At 69.7% G+C, this 20,848-nt stretch carries 17 protein-coding genes; 9 read left to right on the plus strand and 8 right to left on the minus strand.

The window, feature by feature from the left end:
- Positions 1–43 precede the first annotated feature (43 nt).
- The 7 genes from ACBJ59_RS57665 to ACBJ59_RS57695 all read left to right on the plus strand — a co-directional run bounded on the left by ACBJ59_RS57665 (position 44) and on the right by ACBJ59_RS57695 (position 10,096).
- The gene (locus tag ACBJ59_RS57665) at positions 44–1,753 is read left to right on the plus strand and encodes a hypothetical protein (RefSeq protein WP_375118475.1); all 1,710 of its coding nucleotides are present in this window, start codon (positions 44–46) and stop codon (positions 1,751–1,753) included.
- Positions 1,750–2,703, plus strand: a complete 954-nt coding sequence (locus ACBJ59_RS57670; RefSeq protein WP_375118476.1) for a PrgI family protein — start codon at positions 1,750–1,752, stop codon at positions 2,701–2,703. Before ACBJ59_RS57665 ends, ACBJ59_RS57670 begins: the two co-directional genes overlap by 4 nt.
- Positions 2,700–4,535, plus strand: a complete 1,836-nt coding sequence (locus ACBJ59_RS57675; RefSeq protein WP_375118477.1) for a VirB4 family type IV secretion system protein — start codon at positions 2,700–2,702, stop codon at positions 4,533–4,535. The genes ACBJ59_RS57670 and ACBJ59_RS57675 overlap by 4 nt, the downstream gene beginning before the upstream one ends.
- Positions 4,532–7,087 carry a type IV secretory system conjugative DNA transfer family protein gene (locus ACBJ59_RS57680; RefSeq protein ID WP_375118478.1) on the plus strand — a complete coding sequence of 852 codons (2,556 nt, stop codon included), beginning with the start codon at positions 4,532–4,534 and terminating at the stop codon, positions 7,085–7,087. Before ACBJ59_RS57675 ends, ACBJ59_RS57680 begins: the two co-directional genes overlap by 4 nt.
- Positions 7,088–7,149: 62 nt before the next feature.
- Positions 7,150–8,082 (plus strand): replication-relaxation family protein, encoded by a 933-nt coding sequence (locus ACBJ59_RS57685; RefSeq protein ID WP_375118479.1) that lies wholly within the window; start codon positions 7,150–7,152, stop codon positions 8,080–8,082.
- Positions 8,079–9,059, plus strand: coding sequence for a C40 family peptidase (locus ACBJ59_RS57690; protein ID WP_375118480.1), 981 nt, complete (start codon positions 8,079–8,081; stop codon positions 9,057–9,059). The genes ACBJ59_RS57685 and ACBJ59_RS57690 overlap by 4 nt, the downstream gene beginning before the upstream one ends.
- A 299-nt stretch (positions 9,060–9,358) precedes the next feature.
- Complete coding sequence (locus ACBJ59_RS57695; protein ID WP_375118481.1) at positions 9,359–10,096, plus strand: hypothetical protein; 738 nt, start codon at positions 9,359–9,361, stop codon at positions 10,094–10,096.
- Positions 10,097–10,173: 77 nt separating this feature from the next.
- Here ACBJ59_RS57695 and ACBJ59_RS57700 read toward each other — a convergent pair whose 3' ends face one another.
- From ACBJ59_RS57700 to ACBJ59_RS57725, 6 genes are all read right to left on the minus strand, one after another.
- Complete coding sequence (locus tag ACBJ59_RS57700) at positions 10,174–10,638, minus strand: hypothetical protein (RefSeq protein WP_375118482.1); 465 nt, start codon at positions 10,636–10,638, stop codon at positions 10,174–10,176.
- Positions 10,635–11,216: a hypothetical protein gene (locus ACBJ59_RS57705; protein ID WP_375118483.1), complete on the minus strand. Its 582-nt coding sequence runs from the start codon at positions 11,214–11,216 to the stop codon at positions 10,635–10,637. Before ACBJ59_RS57705 ends, ACBJ59_RS57700 begins: the two co-directional genes overlap by 4 nt.
- Positions 11,213–11,770: a hypothetical protein gene (locus ACBJ59_RS57710; RefSeq protein WP_375118484.1), complete on the minus strand. Its 558-nt coding sequence runs from the start codon at positions 11,768–11,770 to the stop codon at positions 11,213–11,215. Before ACBJ59_RS57710 ends, ACBJ59_RS57705 begins: the two co-directional genes overlap by 4 nt.
- A 98-nt stretch (positions 11,771–11,868) precedes the next feature.
- Positions 11,869–12,330 (minus strand): hypothetical protein, encoded by a 462-nt coding sequence (locus ACBJ59_RS57715; RefSeq protein WP_375118485.1) that lies wholly within the window; start codon positions 12,328–12,330, stop codon positions 11,869–11,871.
- A 202-nt stretch (positions 12,331–12,532) separates the two neighbouring features.
- Positions 12,533–13,537: a DUF932 domain-containing protein gene (locus tag ACBJ59_RS57720; protein WP_375118486.1), complete on the minus strand. Its 1,005-nt coding sequence runs from the start codon at positions 13,535–13,537 to the stop codon at positions 12,533–12,535.
- A 165-nt stretch (positions 13,538–13,702) separates the two neighbouring features.
- Positions 13,703–14,908, minus strand: a complete 1,206-nt coding sequence (locus ACBJ59_RS57725) for a hypothetical protein (RefSeq protein ID WP_375118487.1) — start codon at positions 14,906–14,908, stop codon at positions 13,703–13,705.
- A gap of 399 nt (positions 14,909–15,307) precedes the next feature.
- Between ACBJ59_RS57725 and ACBJ59_RS57730 the strand changes: the two genes are divergently transcribed.
- Positions 15,308–15,865, plus strand: coding sequence for a hypothetical protein (locus tag ACBJ59_RS57730; RefSeq protein WP_375118488.1), 558 nt, complete (start codon positions 15,308–15,310; stop codon positions 15,863–15,865).
- Between the two features lie 866 nt (positions 15,866–16,731).
- On the opposite strand, the gene ACBJ59_RS57735 is transcribed toward ACBJ59_RS57730, so the two are convergent.
- On the minus strand, positions 16,732–17,982 hold the full coding sequence (locus tag ACBJ59_RS57735; protein WP_375118489.1) for an ATP-binding protein: 1,251 nt from the start codon (positions 17,980–17,982) through the stop codon (positions 16,732–16,734).
- A gap of 496 nt (positions 17,983–18,478) precedes the next feature.
- Here ACBJ59_RS57735 and ACBJ59_RS57740 point away from each other — a divergent pair, with 496 nt between their 5' ends.
- Positions 18,479–18,874: a hypothetical protein gene (locus tag ACBJ59_RS57740; RefSeq protein ID WP_375118490.1), complete on the plus strand. Its 396-nt coding sequence runs from the start codon at positions 18,479–18,481 to the stop codon at positions 18,872–18,874.
- A 144-nt stretch (positions 18,875–19,018) separates the two neighbouring features.
- Here the strand turns inward: ACBJ59_RS57740 and ACBJ59_RS57745 are convergent, their stop codons facing one another.
- Positions 19,019–19,990 carry a BTAD domain-containing putative transcriptional regulator gene (locus ACBJ59_RS57745; RefSeq protein ID WP_375118491.1) on the minus strand — a complete coding sequence of 324 codons (972 nt, stop codon included), beginning with the start codon at positions 19,988–19,990 and terminating at the stop codon, positions 19,019–19,021.
- Positions 19,991–20,848 lie beyond the last annotated feature (858 nt).

Consider the following 20,848-nt stretch of genomic DNA (forward strand, 5'->3'; position numbering starts at 1 on the left):
CCCACCGCCTCGCCCACCCATCGCGAGCACGTTCGCGGCCGTCATGCGCGGCCTAGCGCAGCTCATCACCATCACCGCCATCACGCTCACCGTCACGACCGTCCAAGCCGCCGCCGAGCCAGACCCGCCGTCCGTCCCTTCACCAACATCGAACCCGCTGCCCACTCCGCCCGTCATACCCGCGCCTGCTCCGACCTCGACGCCCACGATGCCGATCGGGCCGATGCTCACGCCACCGCCACACCCACATCCTGGCACCGAGCCCACCGTCCCGGTGCCGGTGCCGGAGCCGGCGTCAGAGCCGGCGCCGCAGGAGGGCGGCGCGCAGGAGTGCGGCTGGCTGGACTTCGGCTGCAAGATCAACCAGGCGTTGAACGGCTGGTTCGGCGGAATCGTGACCGAGGCGATCCAGCCGGCCTTCCGGGTGGTCGGCACGCTGCTGCTGTCCGCGCCGCCACCCTCCATGCTCGCCCGCGTGCAGGAGCTGTCGGCGCACGTGCGGGTGGTGGCCAACGCGCTGCTGGCGCTGTTCGTCCTGGCGGGCGGTGTGATCGTGATGGCCTACGGCAGCGTGCAGACCTCCACCACTGCCGCTGAGGTCGCGCCTCGGGTGGTGGTGGCCGCCATCGCGCTCAACTTCTCGCTCACTGTCTGCCAGCACGCCATCGATCTGGCCAACGGCCTGGTCGCGGCGTTGCTCGGCGACGGGGTGGACGGCAAGCGGGCCGGCGACCTGATCGCCAACAAGCTCGCCAATCCGGTCGGGCAGGCGCAGAGCCCGCAGATGTTCCTGATCTGGATGATCGGGCTGGCCGTGGTGATGGGCCTGCTCCTGGCCTTTATCGCGATCGTGCGCGTCGCGCTGCTGCTGTTCCTGATGATCGCGGCGCCGCTGGCGCTGCTGTGTCACGCGCTGCCGCAGACCGAGCACCTCGCCCGGCTGTGGTGGCGCGCCTTCACCGGGCTGCTGGTCATGCAGGTGCTGCAGGCGCTGGTGCTCATCCTGGCGTTCAAGGTGTACTTCACCGACTCCACCGACGCCTTCACCACCGGCCCCGATCAGCCCGTCGTGGCGGCGGTTAAGCCGATCGTCACACGCGCGATCGACACCCTGATGCTGATCGGGCTGCTGTTCATCCTGATCAAGATTCCCGGCTGGGTGGCCCGCTCCGTCTGGCAGCCCGCCCAACCCCAGCTACTCACTCGCCTGGTCAAAGGCTTGATCGTCTACAAAACGATGGGCCTGGCCAAAACCGCCCTGGCCAGGAACGGCAGAGCCGCCCGCGCTGCGAAGAGCGCCTCGAGCAGGCGCCGTCCACCGCCCGGCGCCACAGGCACGGCACGCCGCCGCGCTGCCCGACCGCATGGCGGACCAGCGGGAGCGCGACCGACGGGCCGGCCCACCACGGGAGGAACAACACCGGTGAACACGCCCAACCCGCCCGGCCAGCGCGGCCATCAGCAGCTCCAGCTCCCCCTCAATCTTCCGCCGACGCCGACAACGGGGGCACGGCGGACGGGATCCGCAGCCGGACGGGGACGCCAGCTCGTGTTGCCGTTCCCGGTCACTCGCGTGCCACGCCCGCCCACGCCGCCCGCTCCGACCGTGCGCAGTGGCCCGTGGATCCGGCCGAAACCGCCTTGGACCCAGCCGATGCTGCCCGGCATGCCCACCCGTCCGGCCCGGCCACGGCAACTTCTGCTCCGCCTTGATCCGCCGCCGAGCCGCGCACGCAGGAGAGACGGCCGATGAACGAGCCGGAGCCCCTTGTGGCGCGCATTCCCGCCGATATCAATTGCCCGGACAAGATCGCCTACGGGCTGACCTTTCGTCAAATCCTCATCGTCACCCTGACCGGCGGCGTCGCCGCTGCCGTCTATTACCTGTTCCATCAGCTCCTGCCCGTGATCATCCTCGCGGCCATCGTCCTGCCGCTTGTGGCGCTCGGCCTGACCATCGCGCTCGGGCGACGTGACGGACTCAGCCTGGATCGCTTCGCCCTGGCCGCCCTGCTCCACGCCCGTGCCCGCAAGCACCTGGTGTCCGCGCCCGACGGGGTCGCCGAACCGCCCCGGTGGTGCCGGTTGCGCGGCAAGCTGCCCGCCCCGCTACGCCTGCCGGTACGGGCGATCCGCACCGACGGCGCCCTCGAACTCGCCGACGGAGGCGTCGCCGTCCTCGTCGAGACCAGCACCCTGTCCTTCCACCTGCGTACGACCAGCGAGCAGGCGGCCCTGGTCGGGGCGTTCGGCCGGTGGCTGAACTCGCTGGAGGCACCCGTGCAGATCCTCGCCCGTGCCCGCCCGGCCGACCTGTCCGACCTGATCGTGACCGTCGAGCAGCAGGCGGAGGTGCTCCCGCACGCCGCATTGGCCAACGCCGCTCGAGAGCACGCCGACTACCTGATCGAGCTGAACAGCTCCCGTGAGCTGCTGACCCGTCAGGTGCTCGTGGTGCTGCGCGACCACCCCGCCACCACGAAGGGACGGCGCTCGGTACGCCGAGACGCCTCCGCTGCCGTCGTCTTGCGGCGGGCTGCCGAGGCCGAGCGGAGCCTGGCCTCGCTCGGTGTCGCCACCCGCGTGCTCGACGCCGACGCCGCCGGCCAGGTGCTGGCCGAATGTCTCGACCCCGGCGGCCGGCACCCGCTCGGCCAAGCACTGCCGGACGAACCCATCACCGCCACCAGGAGCATCCCGTGAAGCTGTGCCGACGCAACCGCGACCACCAGCCCAGCACCCTCTCCCACCCCGGGTCGGCACACGTCGGCGCCCGGACCCTGACCCTGCCCGACGCCGTTTGCGCGTCGTTCGTGGTGACCGGCTACCCGCGCGAGGTCGGCGCGGGATGGCTGGAGCCGCTGCTCACCTACCCCGGCCACCTGGATGTGTCCCTGCACGTCGAGCCGATCCCGCAGCAGGTCGCGGCCATGCGGCTGCGCCGCCAGCTCGCCCGTCTGGAATCGGCCAGCCGTTCCGACGCCGCACACGGCCGGCTCGCCGATTTCGCTGCCGAAGCCGCCGCCGATGACGCCACCGATCTGGCCGAGCACCTCGCCCGAGGTCATGGCCGCCTGTTCAAGGTCGGCCTCTACCTGACCGTCAACGCCGCTACGGAACCCGAGCTGGCCGCCGAGGTGGAGCGGGTCCGGGCGCTGGCATCGTCCCTGCTGCTGGATGCGCAACCGGCGACGTTTCGCGCCTTGCAAGGCTGGACGACCAGCCTGCCGCTCGGCGTCGATTCTCTCGGCGCGACCCGGACGTTCGACACCACCGCGCTGGCGGCGGCCTTCCCGTTCACCTCACCCGACCTGCCCACGTCGGTCGGACAGAGCGGAGTGTTGTACGGGTTGAGCGCCAGCAGCTCCGGCGTCGTCGTGTGGGACCGCTACGCCCAGGACAACCACAACTCCGTCGTTCTCGCGCGCTCCGGCGCGGGCAAGAGCTTCTTCACCAAGCTCGAAGCCCTGCGCCTGCTGTATCAGGGCGTCGAGGTCGCCGTGGTCGATCCCGAAGATGAATACGCCCGTCTGGCGCACGCGGTCGGCGGCACCTGCTTGCATCTCGGCGCCGCCGGAGTGCGGTGGAACCCCTTCGACCTGCCCGCCAGCCACGGACCCCGCGATGACGTGCTGTCCCGGCGGGCCATGTTCCTGCAAACCCTGATCGCCACCATGCTCGGCGGCACCCAGCTCACCCCGCAGACACGCGCGGCCCTGGATTCCGCGATCATCTCCACCTACCAGGCCGCCGGAATCACCCGCGACCCGAACACCTGGCCCCGCCCTGCGCCGCTCCTCGCCGATCTGGTCACCGCACTTACCAGAAAAGGATCTGGAGGGCAGGCGGGTGCAGAGCTGGCCGCGCAGCTGGTCCCCTACGTCACCGGCTCCTACCGGGAACTGTTCGATGGCCCCACCACCACCCACCCAGCCGGGCATCTGACCGTCTTCTCCCTCCGCGACCTGCCCGAGGAGATGAAGGCCGTCGGCACCCTGCTGGCGTTGGATGCGATCTGGCGGCGCGTGGCCAACCCGCGCGACCGCAAGAAGCGCCTCGTCGTCGTGGACGAGGCCTGGCTGCTGATGAAGGAACCCGAAGGCGCCCGCTTCCTGTTCCGGATGGCGAAGGCGGCCAGGAAGCACTGGGCCGGGCTCGCCGTCGTCACCCAGGACCCCGCCGACCTGCTCGGCTCCGAGCTAGGGCAGGCGATCGTGGCCAACGCCGCCAGCCAGATCCTGCTCCGCCAGGCCCCGCAAGCCATCGCCGCCGTCGGCGACGCCTTCGACCTGACCGATGGCGAACGCCAGTTCCTGCTCACCGCCGAACGCGGCGAGGCCCTCCTGGTCGCCGGCCCCGCCAGCCGCGTCGCCCTCAGCATTGTCGCCTCCCCGTCGGAAACCGTGCTGGTCACCACGGACCCCGCCCATCTCGCCGAGCTCGGCCAACACGACCCGCGACCACAAGCACCTGTTCCATCCGGCGCCACTCAGATCGGCGCTCACCACCAGGACGAGGAGAGCGACCCGCTATGACCATGAACCCGTCACTCGATCAAGGCGTGCCGTGCCTGCTCTGCGATATCGACGACCACGACGTGCAGATCGTCCTCGATTTCCTGGCCGAGCTGCCCATCCGCCTGCCTGAACTCGCCCTCGCCTACGGGCCCCGCATCGCCGTGGCCCTCACTGTCATCTGGGCGGTGGCTGCCGGCGTTCGCTACCTGCTCGGCTGGCTCCACCATGCCGACATGACCCCCGGCGCACGCGTGGTCGACATCTCTAGCCCGCCGCGTAGTGATCCCGAAGGTGCGCTGGTGCTGTGGCGGCAACTCATCGGCCTGCTCCGCCCAGCGTGGAAGCGCACCTTCACCGGTCAGCCGCACCTGGTGTGGGAGTACTGCGGGAGCAACGCAGGCGTCCGGATCCGCCTGTGGGTGCCCGGCACCATCCCGCCAGGCATCGTGGAGAAGGCCATCCACGCCGCCTGGCCGGGAGCAACCACCACGACCAGCCCCGCCACCTCGCCCCTGCCGGTGGAGGCCGAGATCGCGGGCGGCCGGCTGGTGCTGGCCGCACCCGAGCACCTTCCGCTCAAGACCGACCACGACCACGACCCCGTCCGCTCCCTGCTGGAGGCGATGGGCGGACTGCGCGAAGGCGAGCACGCCGTGGTCCAGGTGCTGGCCCGCCCGACAACGGGAAGGCGGCTGCGACGCGCCTACCGAGCAGCCGCTCATCTGCGCGGAGGAGGAAGCCGCCGTCCCCTCGGCCGCGTCTTCGACGAGGTCCTCCCCCTGCCCGACGCCCGCGACCACCACCGCCCCAGCGACCTGGCCCGCGACTTCCCCGAACGCGCCGAACAAGTCCGCGCCGTCCTCGCCAAGGCAGGCCAGCCACGCTACGCGGTCGCCATCCGCTACGCCGTCGCCACCAGCCGCGAACCCCTCCCCAACGCCGCCCCGGCAATCCGCCCGGAGTCTGCTGATCTGGTCCGCGGATGGCTGCGCGGGCACGCGCACACCCTGGCCGGCGTCTTCGCCTTGTACACCGGCGGCCACCAATACCTGCGCCGAGCCCGCCTCTGGCGCGCCCGCCGGGTGGTCAACTCGCGCCGCCTCGACTCCGGCTACCTGCTATCCGTCGCCGAGCTGGCGGCGCTCGCGCACCTGCCCTGGGACATCGACGCCCCCGGCATCACCCGCGCCGGGGCCCGCACCATCGCCCCCTCCCCGGCCGTACCCCGCACCACGGCGGCCGGAACCGCCCGCATCCTGGGCGACGCCGACAGCGCCCCACCACGGCCCGTAGCGCTACCGGTGGCCGACGGACGCCACCACACCCACGTCCTCGGCGGCACCGGCGTCGGCAAATCCACCCTGCTCGCCAACCTCATCCTCACCGACGCAGCAGCAGGCCGAGGCGCCCTGGTCATCGACCCCAAGGGCGACCTGATCACCGACATCCTCACCCGCCTGCCCACAAGGGCGATCGGCAGAACCGTCGTCTTCGACCCGCAAGACCCGGCCCCGCCACCCTCGATCAACATCCTCGCCGGGCACGACCCCGCCTTCGCCGTCGACTCCGTCGTCACCATCTTCCACCGCTGCTTCTCCACAGCCTGGGGACCCCGTGTGGACGACCTGCTCCGTTCCACCTGCCTCACCCTGACCAGCGTCCTCGGCCCCAAGGCCACCCTCGCCGAGGTACCTCGGCTGCTCACCGATCAGGCCTTCCGCACCCAGATCGTCGCCCGGCTGGAGGACAACCTGCTCGGCGGCTTCTGGGACTCCTACGAAGCCCTCACCCCAGCCGGACAAGCAACCGTCATCGGCCCGGTCATGAACAAACTCCGCGCCGTCCTGCTCCGCCCCTTCGTCCGACAGGCGCTGGCCAGCCCGGACACCACCGTCCCCATCGGGCGGCTCCTCGACCGAGGCGGCCTGGTCCTGGCCCGCCTCCCGAAGGGCATCCTCGGCGACGACGCCGCCCGGCTCTTCGGCTCCATCCTGCTCGCCCACACCTGGCAAGCCACCACCCGCCGCACCCACCTCGCCGAAACCGACCGGCCCGACGCCTCACTGGTGATCGACGAGTGCCACAACTTCCTCAATTTGCCCGGCCACATCAACGACGTCCTGGCCGAAGCGCGCGGCTACCGCCTCTCCCTGGTCCTGGCTCACCAGCACCTCGACCAACTCCCTCACGACCTGCGCGAAGCGCTCTCGGCTGACGCCCGCAACAAGATCTACTTCAACGCCTCCCCCAAAGACGCGAACGAGTTGAAGCACCACACTGCGCCGTTGATCAGCCCACACGACCTCACCCATTTGGGCGCCTACCAGGTCGCCGCCCGCCTCGTCATCGACGGGCAGCAAACCTCCGCGTTCACCCTGCGCACCCGCCCTCTCCCAACAGCGATCGAGGGCCGCGAAGAAGAGATCCGGCAGGCATCACGCGAGCAGTTCACCCAGCCGGACGGCGCGGCCCAGCGGCCCGCCCGCAGGCCACGCCGCCACACCAGCCTGGGACCCGACCTGCGCACTGGCCTCCGCAACGGGGTGCCCGGCCACGACGAGAGCGCCTGACCCGCCAACCAGCCCATCGACCGGTCCACCACCGGCGCCCTATGCCCTCAGGAGATTCCGCTATGCCCGCCACTCGTATCCCGCTCGGCCTGCCGCGCTTCGACGCTGACGCCATGGCCCATGCCGCCGCCCGGCTCACCCCTCGCGACTACCAGATCCTGGAGCACCTCCTGCACCACCGCGTGCTGACCACTCACCAGCTTGAGCGGCTGTTCTTCACCAAGCCGCAGCCCACCCGCCGCCGCCTGGGCATCCTGCGCAAGCTCCACACCATCACCCGCTACCGGCCCTGGACCCCCTACGGCGGCTCCGCCCCCTGCCACTGGGTGCTCGGCCGCGTGGGAGCCGAACTCCTCGCCCTGCGCAGCCACACCACCGTCAAAGAGCTCGGCTACCACCCCGACCTGGCCATGTCGATCTCCGTCTCGGCCAAGAGCGGTCACCAGCTCGGCGTCAACGACTTCTTCGTCGACCTGCGCCACCGGGCCCGCCACGCTCCTGAGGCTCGCCTGCGCGAGTGGTTGTCGGAAAGACAGTGCGCCACGATCTGGGGCGGCCTGGCCCGTCCCGATGCTTTCGGCTGCTGGTACGAAAACGGCAGCCAGATCGACTTCTTCCTCGAACACGACACCGGCAGCATGACCCTGGCCAAGGTCGCCGACAAACTCGCCACCTACGCCGATCTCACCGAGGCCACCCAGATCACCACCCCGGTGCTGTTCTGGCTACCCAGCCGGACCCGCGAGACCAATCTCCGCGCCGTCATCAAGGCCACCGCGATGCCCGTCGCCACCGCCGTCCAGACCGAACTCGACGACGGCCCCGCCGGACCCTGCTGGCTCCCCCTTCCCAGCCGGGCGGGTCAGCCTCGGATGAGGCTCGCCGAACTCATCAACGCCTGGCCCCACCTCACCCTCGGCCGAACCTCAGAACAGCCCCCCGCCACCGACGATTACCTCGACGGCCTATTTCCCAAGGAGGACGAGAGCTGGTGAAGGCGGCCGCGGCCGGCGTCGCCTTCCTGCTGCTCATCGTCTCGGCTTTCGTCGCAGCCGCCACCAGCATCCTGACCGACTCGCCCACACCCGGTGGCATCGCCTGCGCGATCACACCCAGCACCACGAGCAGTATGGCGGACAGGCCGGTCGCGGCTCCGGCGGCAGCGCGTACGGCACCGATGCTGGACTTGGACGCCGAGCAGCAGGCCCACGCGTCGCTCATCGTCCAGGTCGCCATCGAGCGCAGGCTGCCCGCGCGAGCAGCCGTCATCGCGGTCGCCACCGCCCTTCAGGAGTCCAAGCTGCGTAACCTGCGCTATGGGCATCTCGACAGCCTTGGGCTGTTCCAGCAGCGCCCTTCGCAAGGCTGGGGGGCACCCGAGCAGATCCTCGACCCCCGCTACGCCACCGACACCTTCTACGACCGGCTCGTGAAGGTGCCGCGCTGGGAGCGGCTCCCGCTGACCCGAGCCGCTCAGACCGTGCAGCGATCCGGCTTCCCAGACGCCTACGCGCCGTGGGAGCAGCTCGCCCAGCGCACCGTCGATGCCCTGACCGGAAGCTGCGTGACCGTCATCCCTGGCGAGCAGGTCGCCGCCGTCATCGCCTACGCCCACGCCCAACTCGGCAAGCCGTACCTGTGGGGAGCCGAAGGACCGGCCGCCTTCGACTGCAGCGGCCTGACCATGCGCGCCTACCAAGCCGCCGGAATCTCCATCCCACGAGTAGCAGCCGACCAATGGCGGCACGGGCCTCCCGTCCGGCTCGGCCAGGAGCAGCCCGGCGACCTCGCCTTCTTTCGAATGGAAGCCGACGGCCCTGGACACGTCGGCCTCGTCATCGGAAACAGGCAGATGATCCACGCGCCCAACCGGCGCAGCGTCGTCAGAATCGACACCTATCAGCGCGGCGACTTGATCGGGTTCACCCGCCCCGTCGCCCACACCTCCATCGGTGAGCCTGATCCACGCTGACCCGTAGGCCACAGTGACAGCGTTGCCGCGTACGGGATGGCACGTCGCACCGGCCACGGTGCCTGCTCTCGGACCGTGAACAGGACCGCCAGCCCCGGCCGTGACCCCGCCGGTCCGCCCAGGATGACACCACAATGGGGGCCATAGCCGCATCCGGCATAGCGTCGTCCGACACTCCGCGGACTGCCTATCCGGCGGGTGAGCTGCACGTTTCTTCCCCAAACTCGTGGCCACGAAGAGCGATGTGTCCGATACTGTTCGGAAGGATCTCCAGCGGTACCAGGTGAAGGAGACGCCGCGTGTGCGCGATGCGGTTCGCCCCGTCCCAGCTCATCGTCAGCCTCTCCTATGACCTGAACAACCCGATGAAGATCCGCGCCAAGCACAAGGTCGCCGGCATGCTTCTGCTCGACCGCGACCACGCCAACCGCCTCGAAAAGGGCTGGAATGTGCCCGGCGTCTACCTCCTGCTCGACCGGCCCGACCACGAGGGCCGGTGGGGAGCCTACGTCGGCAAGGCCACCACACCTGGGCTCCGCCATCGCGTGCTGCAGCAGCTCAGGGACCGCGACCACTGGTATCGGGCCCTGCTTATCCGCTACGAGTCCAACGAGGATGAGACGCTCAACAGCAGCGAGGCCGGGTGGCTGGAAGGGCGGCTTTACGACCACCTCGTCAAGGCCGGGCAGGTCGACCTGCGCAACCGCAACCGGCCCCGCGACCCGACCCTGTCTGACGATGACGAGACCAGCCTCATCGACTACCTGCTGCCCGTCGAGTCCGTGCTCCGGCTCATCGGACACACTCTCTACCCGCTCCCCGCCGATGCCCCCGACGGCGGCGGCCCGCTCTTCAAGAAGATCGAACCGGAGCCTAAGCCGGTCAAGCCCGTCCCCTACGTGAGTCCGCTTGGCCTGGGGCCCAATCCGTACCTGATGCGGAACCCCACGCCCGAAAAGGTGAGGAAGAAGGTCGCGCTCATCATGGCGGGCAAACACCCTCGGGTCATGGGGAGGGATCCCGGCAGACCGGCCTGATCCGGTGGTGCAGGAGGTGTGCCCCGTCCAGCACAATTCGTCTGTGCTGGACGGGGCATGCCACCTACGCCACCGGCTCAGGCGCTACCAGCCATGTCCTCCTCCGCTACCAGCTCTTCTCCTCCGCAGATGCGGCAGGCGCGTTCCTCCTCGGCGGTGAGCACCACGGCGGGCAGCTCCGGAAGGCCGATGGTCACGGCCTTGCAGAGGCGGTGCCAGCCGTCGATGATCAGGATGCCGCCGGTCGGGACCGTGGCCGCGATCAGCGGCTCGGACAGATCTACCTGGGCCGCGTGCTCGGCGTCGATGGCGACCAGGTTGAGCATGGCCGCCCACCATTCGGTCACGATCACCCCCTCCGGGGCCCGGCCCTGAGTGAGCTTCTTGGCGGCGGTGATGTCCCAGCTCCAGCCGAGCATCTGGAAGAACTCCAGACGAGATCGATCCGTCCGCTTCGGCTCCGGCTTATGCGTGGCAGGAGAGTCCGGAGTGGGGGGCGTGGGGTCACCGGTACCGGGGCGGTAGGGATGCGGGTAGGTCATGCCGTGGCCTCCTGCCCGCTCGAAGCACCGGAGGTCTGCTGGCGGGAGCAGGCCGGCGCGAGTGTCTCGGCTTGGGCGAGGAAGGTGCGGGCGGCGTCTTGCCGGATGAGTGCCAGGCTGCGGTTGAGGTGGTCATGGGCGAGCTCACGCTCGCTGTCTACCCTGGGCGCTGGTGCGGGCATCGCGGGTTCGGGAGGGGTGGGGTTGTTGGCGTAGGGGGCGATCCAGGAGATGAACCTGGCGAGGGCCTGAGCTGGGCGCAGGCCGCCGCCGTCGGCGTATTCGAGGTGCCGGGCCACCAGATGCCACCACGTGCAGAGGGTCTGCGCATACAGGATGTCGTAGATCTGCTCGGCGGTCAGCCGCTCGCCCCGGCCAAGACGCCGGAACAGGTCATCGGTGTGATGCTGGCGGACGCTGCGGGCCTGCTCGGTGATCGCCTCCGGTCGGCCCGGAAATGCTTCGGGTGGTGCGCCGGTAGCAGGATGCTGCGGGGAGTTGTTCATGACCTTGGTGTCCTTTCCTTCGAGGGTGTTGCCAGCGCCGGGATGCGCTCGCGCGGTCGGCTGCTCGGTCATGGCGCTACGGGCGTCGTCGTTACGGCCGAGCCGTCGGGGTGGTTGTGGTCGGCTGGCGTGGTCGGGTTGGCTGCCTGGTGGATGAGGTGCTGGGTGAGCAGGTGGCCGCTGTCGCTGAGGAAGTCGCGGGCGGCCATGCGGGCTGCGTGGGCGAGGGCGTGATCGAACAACGTGCCCGGCCGGGCGGCTGGAGGTTCTGTGGTGAGGTAGTGGCGGGCCCAGGAGCGCACCCGCCGTACCGCGTGATCGGAGGTCAACTCCTTCCCGGTGATCTCCTCCTCCACCAGATCCCACCAGGCGCGTGATGCCTGCGCGTGGACGGTGACGAACAACTGCTCGCCGGTCAGGCGCTGCCCGTTCTGCAAGGCGAAGATCGCTTTGGCTGCCGCTGTGTAGCAGGCGTGGCGGGTGGCGGTGATCTTCTCGGTGGTCAGCTGATCGCACGAGGGCCACGCCTGGTCGTTCTGGCCGGTGGTGGTGGTGTCCCGCGCGGGGGTGATGCTGCTCGGCGGACGGGGCGGCGGCAGGGGGTCGGGCTGGTAGGGGTCATCCATCGGGTGCTGTCCTTTCGCTGAGTGACAGGGCTGGTGAGGGATGAGGGTCATGGGGTGGCCGCCTGATCGGCAGCTCGACGCCGCCCCGGTGCATGGCGTCATGGACGGCGCCCCCCTCCCGGGGCCTGCTCGGTCGCGGGCGTGGCTGGCGTGGCCCCGTCGGCCGGGCGGGTGTCGTGATCGGTGAGGAGGGCCAGCGCGTCGACGAGTTTCTCGGTCGCGTCGAGAAAGGCGCGCGCGCCGCCCCTGCGGCATTCGGCCATCGCCAGGGCGAACAAGCCGCCGTTGTTCACCGGGCGGGCGTTGATCAGCAGGTCCTGGGCCCGTTGCCGCACGGTGAGCAGTGCGGTCGCGCCGTCAACGGTCTCCTCGCGGCCGTGGGTGAGGTCGGTGACCTGCTGCCACCACGTCATCCGCTGGTAGGCGTAGGCGATGCGGCCCAGGTCCTTGTCGTGCAACGTGCCCTCGTCGTCCAGGCTGGCGATGCGGTTGAGCGCCTCGCCGAGTTCCCACCGGGCGGCGGTGGCGTGGTGAATGGCCAGGTCTTCGAGTCGTCCCATGACGATCTCCTTCGTAATCGGTTGCTGACGTACGCGGGGGTGGGCGGGGTCGGCCGATCGGGCAGCCCCGGCCGGGGGCCGCCGTCGGCCGGGCGCCGCCGGGGTTAGGGCGGGCGGTCTGTGCAGCGGGTTCCGGGGATCGGGCCGGTGTGTGTCCGGTACGGCCCCGGAACGGGCCGCACCGGATGCCGGGGACTGGGGGTCAGGCGGTGGCCAGGAGCCGGAACGCGCGCGCCTTGAGCTTGGCGTTGTCGTGGTCATCCAGCAGCGCCCGCTCCGCCCGCACGGTCGCCACATCGCGGCTGCCGAACACCGGGCTCTTGTGGTCCAGCCGCTCGGTCACCGCGTTGTACGCCGCCCACCGCGTGTTGCGGATCGGCTCCTGAGTCGGCGCCTGTGCGAACAGGTACTCCAAATCCCGCATGGTCAGGTCGTGATTGCGCTTGGCCAGCTCTTTCGCGTCGGACGGCAGGGGGTGCAGGCGGGCGGCGAACTGCCGGAACTCCTTCACATCCATCGGCACCGCGAGGAGCTTTTCGGCTTCGGCGGCGAACGCCTGACCGTGCCGCCACGTCAGTTGCAGCGCCTCGCGTGCCTCGGCGATGCGCCCGGCCATCCGGCCGGTGTGCCGGACAGTGAACTTCGAGGCGTGATGGGCCAGCGCGGCTCGTTCGGTGTTGGCGCACACCACCCGGACCGGCGTCGCCACGGTGACGAACGACCCCCACCCGTCATGCCGGGAAAACGCCGCCAGGTACAGGTCGACCTGATCGAACCCGCCGACCATGAGCGGCTCGGGTAGGCGCATGGTGACGAAGATCCTTCGCCCGTTGTTCAGCGATCCGCCGGTGTCGAACACCGCGCCGGATTCGTCCACGAGGGTCTGGAGGAACGCGGTGACGTCTTCGTTCTGCAGCACCTCATACTCTTTGCCGACACGGCCGAGCCGTTCGGGCTCTCCGGTGACGGGGTTGGTGCGCACCACGAGGAAGTCCTCGTCCGTGGTGACGGGCTGTCCGGTGACCGGGTCGGTGACCTGGCCGACCGGTACTTTGCGCACGTTCCACCCGGCGAGCTGGGCGTGGGACAGCAGTTCCTCGGCGGTCATCGGGCCGGGCGCGGTGTAGCCGAGCCCGTGCCAGCCGGGCTTACCGGCGGCGGCGAATCCGGCCGAACCGTTGGCGAAGATCTCGATTTCGTGAGCCATGACAGTGCCTTTCTGATGCGGGTTGTTCTGCTGTGCGGGCATGCGAAACAGACGCGATGACGGATGCGGTGGTCGGGTCTGGTCCTCAGCGTCGGGGCCGGTGGACCGGTGATCGATGGTTTGGGCCGGGGCGGGCCGGTATGGGTGGCCCGCCCGGACCCGGGCTCAGCCGGTGTAGGTGTCCGCGCCCTCAGCGGGCGTGGACGGGGCCCCGGTGGGGTTGTTGGTGGGGGCGAGGGCGAACCGGCGGGGCCGCTCACAGGTCAGCACCGCGTGACCGAGGTTGACGAGCCGGTCCAACGCGTTGGCCGCCGCACCGGAGGAGGCGTCCAGCACCTTCCCGATCTCATACGGGGTGAAGTCCTTGTCCGGGTACTCGGTCAGGTGCGCCTGTACCCGGTCCCGCAATGCCCCCGGCCGCACCCCACCGGCCGTGCCGCTACTGGTGCCCGACCGGACAGCGGTCCCGGCGCGGGCCGGGGCGGCGTCGATACCGGTCAACACCGCCCGCGCGTTACGGTGCACCGAGGCGACCCTCGCCATCGCCATCTCCAGGCACCCCAACGCCATCACGGCGTTCCCCTCGTCTTTTGCCAGGGCGACCCCGCCGAGCAGATCGCTCAGTTCCGCCAGCTCCGCCCGCACCCGTGCCCACTCCGGATCATCCGCCACCGCCTCAGACACCGGCTCGCACGCATCAGCGTCGGGAACCGAGATGAGTTCGCTGTGGGTCCGGTCCGGGCCCTCACTGGGCGCATCGTCGCCCGTTAGACCCTCCGGCTGACCATGCGCCTCCTCGATCAGAGGCTCTTCGTCGGTCGGCTCGGCCACCGGAGTGGGATCGGCCGGATCGATGGCGGTCGGAAGGGTTTCCTCATCCGATGCGGGCACGGCGTCACCCTCGGGGGTGTCAGCGTCGGGCACGGCGGGCGCCGTGCTCGGCGTTTCGACATCCGGGGCGTCCGAGACGGACGTCTCCGGGTCGGTGGTGTCGGCGGTGATCGGGTACCACCGGTCAGCGGCGCGGCCCCGCGCCTGACCGTCGTTCATACCCGGCTCGCGGCGGGCGCGCCCGTCGGCTTCGAGCTGGTTGAGGATCTTGCCCGCCACCATCCGGCTCAGCCCGGCCGCCGCCCCGATCACCGTGGCCGATGCGCCCGGCTCGGCGTTCAGCGCCGCCCACACCGCCCCCTCACGGGCATCGGTGCCCGTCGTGGGGTCGATGTCCGGGGCGGCGGTGGCGGGGCCGTCAGGAGCCGCCACCGGCGCGGCGTCGGCGGCCGGAACGGTGGCGGCCGCGTTGTTAATGGCGTCGTCCGTGTCGGTGGCGATGTTTTCGGCGGTGGTGTTTTCCGGTGCGGTGATAGCCATGATGCAATGCCCTTCCGGTCGCGTTTCCCGGCCCCGTTCCGGGCCGGTGTTTTTGTTTGTGCGACGACCATCCCTCGCATAACAAACGCCTGGCAAGCCGATCCGGGAACAATTTCCATCACCGCAACGGCTGGGAAGGCTTACCCAAAACCGACCGTCGATCTGCGAAAACATCTCGCAAGAAGCTCGCCATATCGGCTTGACATCAGCGGCCGGCCCAGCTTTTCACGTATTTCACCGGACGACGGTAAACGACACCCAATTGCCCGATTCCCGACGAGTAGAACCTCGCAGATAAAGCCGCGTCCCGGTTGACATTCATACGCGATCGAGCGTCCATGGAATTAGGCGATGAACCGCCGCCGACAAACACACCGGGGGAAACGAAAGGGCCTGCCGATGACGCCAGCAATCACCGTCACCGACGACATCACCGTGGACGCCGCACACCTACGCGGCCTGATGGCCACCGGCCCCGGATGGGCGCTCATGTGGGACGGACACGACGTGTTCGCCGCCCCCGCCGATATCGCCGACCATGGGGCCGTCTTCGAGATCATCTACTGGGACGGCCTCACCGCCATCCACGACGCGCACGCCCGGCGTGGCCAACCGGCCGACTCCGCCACCATCGCCGCCGACATCACCGGCCAGGCCCGCACCCGCCTCAGCCCATGGCAGCACACCCTCAAGAAGATGATGGCCGTCACCGGCCCCTACACCACCGCCCTACGCCCCCACGGCATCCACCGCCGCCAGGACAGTCACCCCGCCCCTGATGGCCACCAGATCACCACCGCCTACCGGATCGCCCCCACCGGCGCGACCGCCACGGTCACCATGCCGTACTACCGCGACGCGATCGCCCCCCATCACGATCACGATCACCGGCCCGCAACCCCGTACCGGCGACCAGTCCCCTCAACGCACCCGTTCCCGCCACCCAACTACCCCTGACACCCCGCCCACCGAGGTGGCCGCACTGATCACCACCCACCTCGCCATCCACCCGCCCACCCCCACCACGAACGGCATAGACAGCATGGATGGCGCTGACATGGCCGACACGTCCACCCGCGCCTAACTCAGCCCACACACAACGAACGGCCCCGGCACCGCCTTACAGCGCGGTACCGGGGCCCCGCCCATGCCCGCGTATGGCGCCCACCACACCTGATCACGCGGGCGGACGGCGGACGGCGGACGGCGGACGGCGGACGGCGGACGGCGGACGGCGGACGGCGGACGGCGGACGGCGGACGGCGGACGGCGGACGGCGGGAAGAACCTACTCGCCCAGGACCTTCTCGGCAAGAGCCTCACCAGGGCCGGCCCAGCCGACACCCGCCAGCGCGTCCCAGCTCGAAGTTCAGCAAGATGAGACGGGAAGGCAGCCGATGAAGGGGACCACGCCGGCGTAGGACCACGCAGCACGCCAACGTACCCGCACACATATTCCAGGAGTCGCCTTAAGGCGATTCGGGGCGGCCATCGCAACAGCCGAGACCCGTCTGACCTGAGCAAACGACGCATCGACGGGTGAGGCGCTCTCAGCGGCAACACCGAACGCGACAACAAAACGCGACACCGAAGACAACACCGAACAACACCCCGCCCATGAACCCGCAACAGCGAACGCAACACTCCGCATGGACCGCCGGTCGTCTGCCCGTCTCAGGCGGCGGGCCGCCTCGCCACAGAGGGGACCCTCTCGGGTCCCGTCCATCCGTCCAGCGCCCGCTCCACGCCGGGCGGACGGACCGGTATCGACACCCATCTGCGCCCCAGGTGTCAAGCCCAGCATCACGCCGACGATGCCCGGCCTCAGGCGGCGATGACGGCGGCCACTGCGAGGGGCTTCGACCGAACCCGGCGATGACGGGGCCCGCTCTCACCAGGTAGCCCGCTCAGGCCAGCACCGCGGCCGCCTCCAGGAACTCGTGCACCTGCCCGCGAGCGGCCCCGGCCACTGCCCCGCCGCCACACCGGCCACAAGTGCGGCCACCACGTCACCCGCGGTGGACCAGCGTTGACAACCGCCCATGTGCCCGTCCCAGACCGTTCGGCGGCCACCACCGCTGACAGCGGCGCAACCGCAGCCAGCATGCCGCTCAGCCCCGTCCCGGCACCCTCTCCCGCGTGTACCCCGCCCACGCCCGCCCCCCAAGCCGACGCTGACGCCGGTGGCGATGACGGGCCCGCCCCCGTCCGGCCCTCATATGACTGCGTCCCCAGCAATTCGGACAAGGTCGGCACCGGTGGGGCCGACTCCGCCGCAGCGTGTTCTTCCTGTACAGATGCAGCCGAACCGCCCTCGGCCGGGATGGGGTTGCGCGGGATCGGTGGCAGGGCCTGACGCAGTTCCTCCGGATTAGCCGCGCTGATCACGACCTGCGGGCCGCGCATCGCGAGCCAGCGATACCGCACCACCAGGAAGGCCCATTCGGGCCAGTCCCGGCGCAGCCCGGCCAGCGCCAGCTGCGCCCACGGCTCCTGACCGAACGCCGACACCTGGGCCACCTCCTGGCCCAACGCCCCCTCCCCAAACAGGGAGGGATCCAGGCCAGCCGCCAGATCACTGGAGGTTCCTCCGCAGTCCACCGGCGAGGGACCGACACCGGTGACCACGCGCCCCGTTTCCTTCGTGGCCGCCCCGGAGGTGATCGGCATCAGCTCGTGCGAACCCCCCGGCTTCGGTTCTCCCTCGCCAGCAACGGCCGCATCACCGGCTGGGACAGCCAGAACCACTTCCGTGGACAGGGCCAGTTCCGCCCACACCGCATGCCCCGTGTTCGGATCACCCGCCACCCCGTACCGGATCGCCAGCTGTGCCACTCCGGCCAGCCCTCGCCCGTGCTCGGCCAACACCGGCACCGAGCCCGGCGCCTGAGAGAAGTCCGGAACCGCGCCCCCGCCCAGGTCATAGACCACGATGCGCGCCACGTCCGCACCGCGCAACACCTCCACCACGAAGAACCCCCGCGCCTGCCCCGAACGCGAGTGCCGCAGCGTGTTGCTGACCAGCTCGGCCGTCACCCACTCCGCATCCCCTCTCCGGCCGGTGTCGGCCAGCAACCACCCCACCATGCGGCGCGCGGGAGCCGACTGATCCCCCCGCCCCGGGAACGCCTGCCGCCAAGCCATCCCACCCCACACCTGATGGGAACGGAACGTCGACATCACCAGCCCTGGCGCCAGATCCGGAAACTCCTCCCCCAGCGGCTGCCGGGGCCTCCACAGTCCGAGAGAGCGGCTCGGCTCGAGTGAGATGTGCTGCGTGCGGTGATCCATGCTGACTGTCCCTTCCGGTCACGCCCCGGCGCATCCGGGAACGGCCAGCACCATCACTCACCTCGCCGCCCGAATCACACCCCCAACCCGAAACCCACCCCTGCACCGCGCCGACCAGCACCAACGCCGCCCACACGCCCACCAGACACCCGCACCATCCCCGGCGATCACCCCACGCAGGAGCTTGAGCCCCTCGGCCCAGCCCGCCTACCGTCCCTCGACCCCGCACCCACTGGGGCGACACACCGCCGCAACCAGAACGGAAAGGACATCTCACCGCATGACCAGCACCGGCTACCAGACGCTCCTCGACTGCCGCCGCCGCAGCCGATACCTACGCCAGCACGGCTTCACCATCGACCAGATCGCCACCATCCTCGCCCTCGACCACCCCGCCACCCCACTACGCCTCTACCGCCACGCCGCTGGCCTCACCGCAGGGCAGACGGTCAACGCCTTCCACCGGCTCGCCGACACCACCAGCCCAGGACTACGGGAATCCCGCCTCTACGACCACGAGACCTGGCCCGAGACAGGTCGACGCCCCTCCGTCCACACCTTGCGCCTTCTGGCCCGCATTTACGGCACCCAGCCCGCCCACCTGCTCACCCCCGCCATGCTGGCCACCTACACCCCGCACGACCAGCACACCCTCCGCCGAGGAGACAGCCAGTAGAGCCCTGGTCGCACGATCAGGGCCTCACGATCGCCCGCTCGTGCCGGCGAACACGCTCAAGAGCAGAACCGGTTCATGACCGAGCTCGTGCTCGCTCCTGCACACCAGAAAGTACGCCGAAAGCTCGCCGCCCTCAGCCCCTGGCTAACGCACGAACCGCTCGTAAACCTGCCGGGCCTGCCGGCTCGGCATCGCATCAATCTCCGCCAGCCGGTCTTTCAACAGCCCGAACGAGCGCCGCACGGCAAGCTGACGGCCCAGCTCACCCTGAATCGTCATCAACTGACACCACAACATCTCGCTGTACGGGTCGATACGCTCCACCGCCAACATGAGCGCATCCAGCGCGCGATCCGGGTCAGCCTTGCGCCGCGACTCAGCCAGCCGAGCGGCGGCATCGACAGCCTGGGTCTGTACCGCCTGGCGCAGGGGAAGCACCCACAAAGCATCACGCCCAGCAAGCAACGGCCCCCGATACAAATCCAGCATCTCGGACAACGCAGCGAGCCGAGCCGGTTCCTCCTTCGCGGTGCCCGCCCGAACGAAGGCCTCCTCAAAACGCCAATAATCCACATCGAAATAGGCCGCCGCCAACTGCCGCCGCTGCCTGGCCTTCACCACGAACTTCACCCCCGCCGCAAGACCAGACGCCTGCCGCATCACCTGATTGAGCTGCCGCACCGCCGACTCCAACAGGCGACTGCCGCGATCACCATCGCCCGGCCACAGAGAGTCGATGATGCTCTGCGTCGAAAAGCCTTCCGGCGAGGTCGACAGCAACGCGAACAGGTCGGACGCCACCGTACGACCGAAAGAGACCTCCGTCCCGCCGTACGACAACCGCGGCACCCCCAGCACCTCGGCCTTCGCCTTGCCCGGCGCCGCCACGAACGTGGACGCCATCAGCGCCGCGGAAGAAGAGGCTACTGCCGTCCCCTCCGGCTCAGCGATGCCCATCTCGCCAGCGTCTGCCTCGGTCTTGCCCGACCGAGGCACATCGACTTCCTCCTCCCCCTCGGCGTTCTCATCTGCTTCCTCGGTGCGGCAGTCACCAGCAACGAACCCCGCCACCGCGGGGTCTATCAACGGCGCCTCCGCCGAGACAGCAGTCACCATGTCTCTGTCTCCACGGCCAGCAGAGCGCCTGCCAGCAGGGCCTCCCGAAGAGCCCCCAACCGCCAAGCCCGGCCGAAACCGCTGGCGGACGATCAGCGCGGCGCCCAGCAGCATGATCACCAGCCCGAACACCAGCGCAGCGCCGAGCGGCCGCCCCACATGAGACGAACTCTCTACGCGCTGCCTCGTCGCAGGGCCTTCACCGCCAGTCACCGTAGGCGACGGAGATGATCGAGTCCACGCAGGTGACGGAGAGGGCAACGACGGAGCGGCCGGACTCACTCGGGCATCACGCCGAGGCGGGCGTGAGCCGTTGTCCGGACCGTGCCGGCGATCGACGCGCCTGACGTTGTTTCCTCGGCCTGAGACCGACTTCGACGGCCGACCCGGCCGCGAAACCGCCTCCCGCTGCCCGTGCGATGCGTCTCCCCCTCGATCCCTACGCACCACAGGCACAGGCGCTGGCTTGGACGGCTTCTCCCTGGAGAGCGAGCCCTTCGGTGTCGAATGCACCCGCGGCTTCGGAGACGGCGCCGCCCCCGCCGGCACACGCCGTGACTCCACAATCCGCTTGTTGAGATCGACTGCCCGTCCCTCTGCCAGGTCCCCATGGACCAACGCACACAGCTTCTCGATGTCGAACATCTGGCGCCCCTGCTCCGGGACATACTCCGACGGGCAATACGGGTCCGCACGCGCCAAAGCCACGCTGGGACAACCCGGCAACACGACTATCAATGCGCCCGCAACGACAACTCGGCCCAAAAACCCGGAACCTTCGCGCTTCCAATCGCTGGGAAGGCATTCCCGAATCACCAGGCTCCTCCAGAGGGTGGACTACGCCAAACGATCTACCAC

This window comes from Nonomuraea sp. MTCD27, assembly GCF_041950495.1.
Taxonomy (GTDB): domain Bacteria; phylum Actinomycetota; class Actinomycetes; order Streptosporangiales; family Streptosporangiaceae; genus Nonomuraea.

Coding starts and splice junctions, on each gene's coding strand:
- ACBJ59_RS57710 (WP_375118484.1), bottom strand. CDS start 11,770: ATGGATGACCCCTACCAGCCCGACCCCCTGCCGCCGCCCCGTCCGCCG.
- ACBJ59_RS57740 (WP_375118490.1), top strand. CDS start 18,479: ATGACCAGCACCGGCTACCAGACGCTCCTCGACTGCCGCCGCCGCAGC.
- ACBJ59_RS57680 (WP_375118478.1), top strand. CDS start 4,532: ATGACCATGAACCCGTCACTCGATCAAGGCGTGCCGTGCCTGCTCTGC.
- ACBJ59_RS57715 (WP_375118485.1), bottom strand. CDS start 12,330: ATGGGACGACTCGAAGACCTGGCCATTCACCACGCCACCGCCGCCCGG.
- ACBJ59_RS57705 (WP_375118483.1), bottom strand. CDS start 11,216: ATGACCGAGCAGCCGACCGCGCGAGCGCATCCCGGCGCTGGCAACACC.
- ACBJ59_RS57745 (WP_375118491.1), bottom strand. CDS start 19,990: ATGGTGACTGCTGTCTCGGCGGAGGCGCCGTTGATAGACCCCGCGGTG.
- ACBJ59_RS57665 (WP_375118475.1), top strand. CDS start 44: ATGCGCGGCCTAGCGCAGCTCATCACCATCACCGCCATCACGCTCACC.
- ACBJ59_RS57720 (WP_375118486.1), bottom strand. CDS start 13,537: ATGGCTCACGAAATCGAGATCTTCGCCAACGGTTCGGCCGGATTCGCC.
- ACBJ59_RS57730 (WP_375118488.1), top strand. CDS start 15,308: ATGACGCCAGCAATCACCGTCACCGACGACATCACCGTGGACGCCGCA.
- ACBJ59_RS57725 (WP_375118487.1), bottom strand. CDS start 14,908: ATGGCTATCACCGCACCGGAAAACACCACCGCCGAAAACATCGCCACC.
- ACBJ59_RS57670 (WP_375118476.1), top strand. CDS start 1,750: ATGAACGAGCCGGAGCCCCTTGTGGCGCGCATTCCCGCCGATATCAAT.
- ACBJ59_RS57700 (WP_375118482.1), bottom strand. CDS start 10,638: ATGACCTACCCGCATCCCTACCGCCCCGGTACCGGTGACCCCACGCCC.
- ACBJ59_RS57685 (WP_375118479.1), top strand. CDS start 7,150: ATGCCCGCCACTCGTATCCCGCTCGGCCTGCCGCGCTTCGACGCTGAC.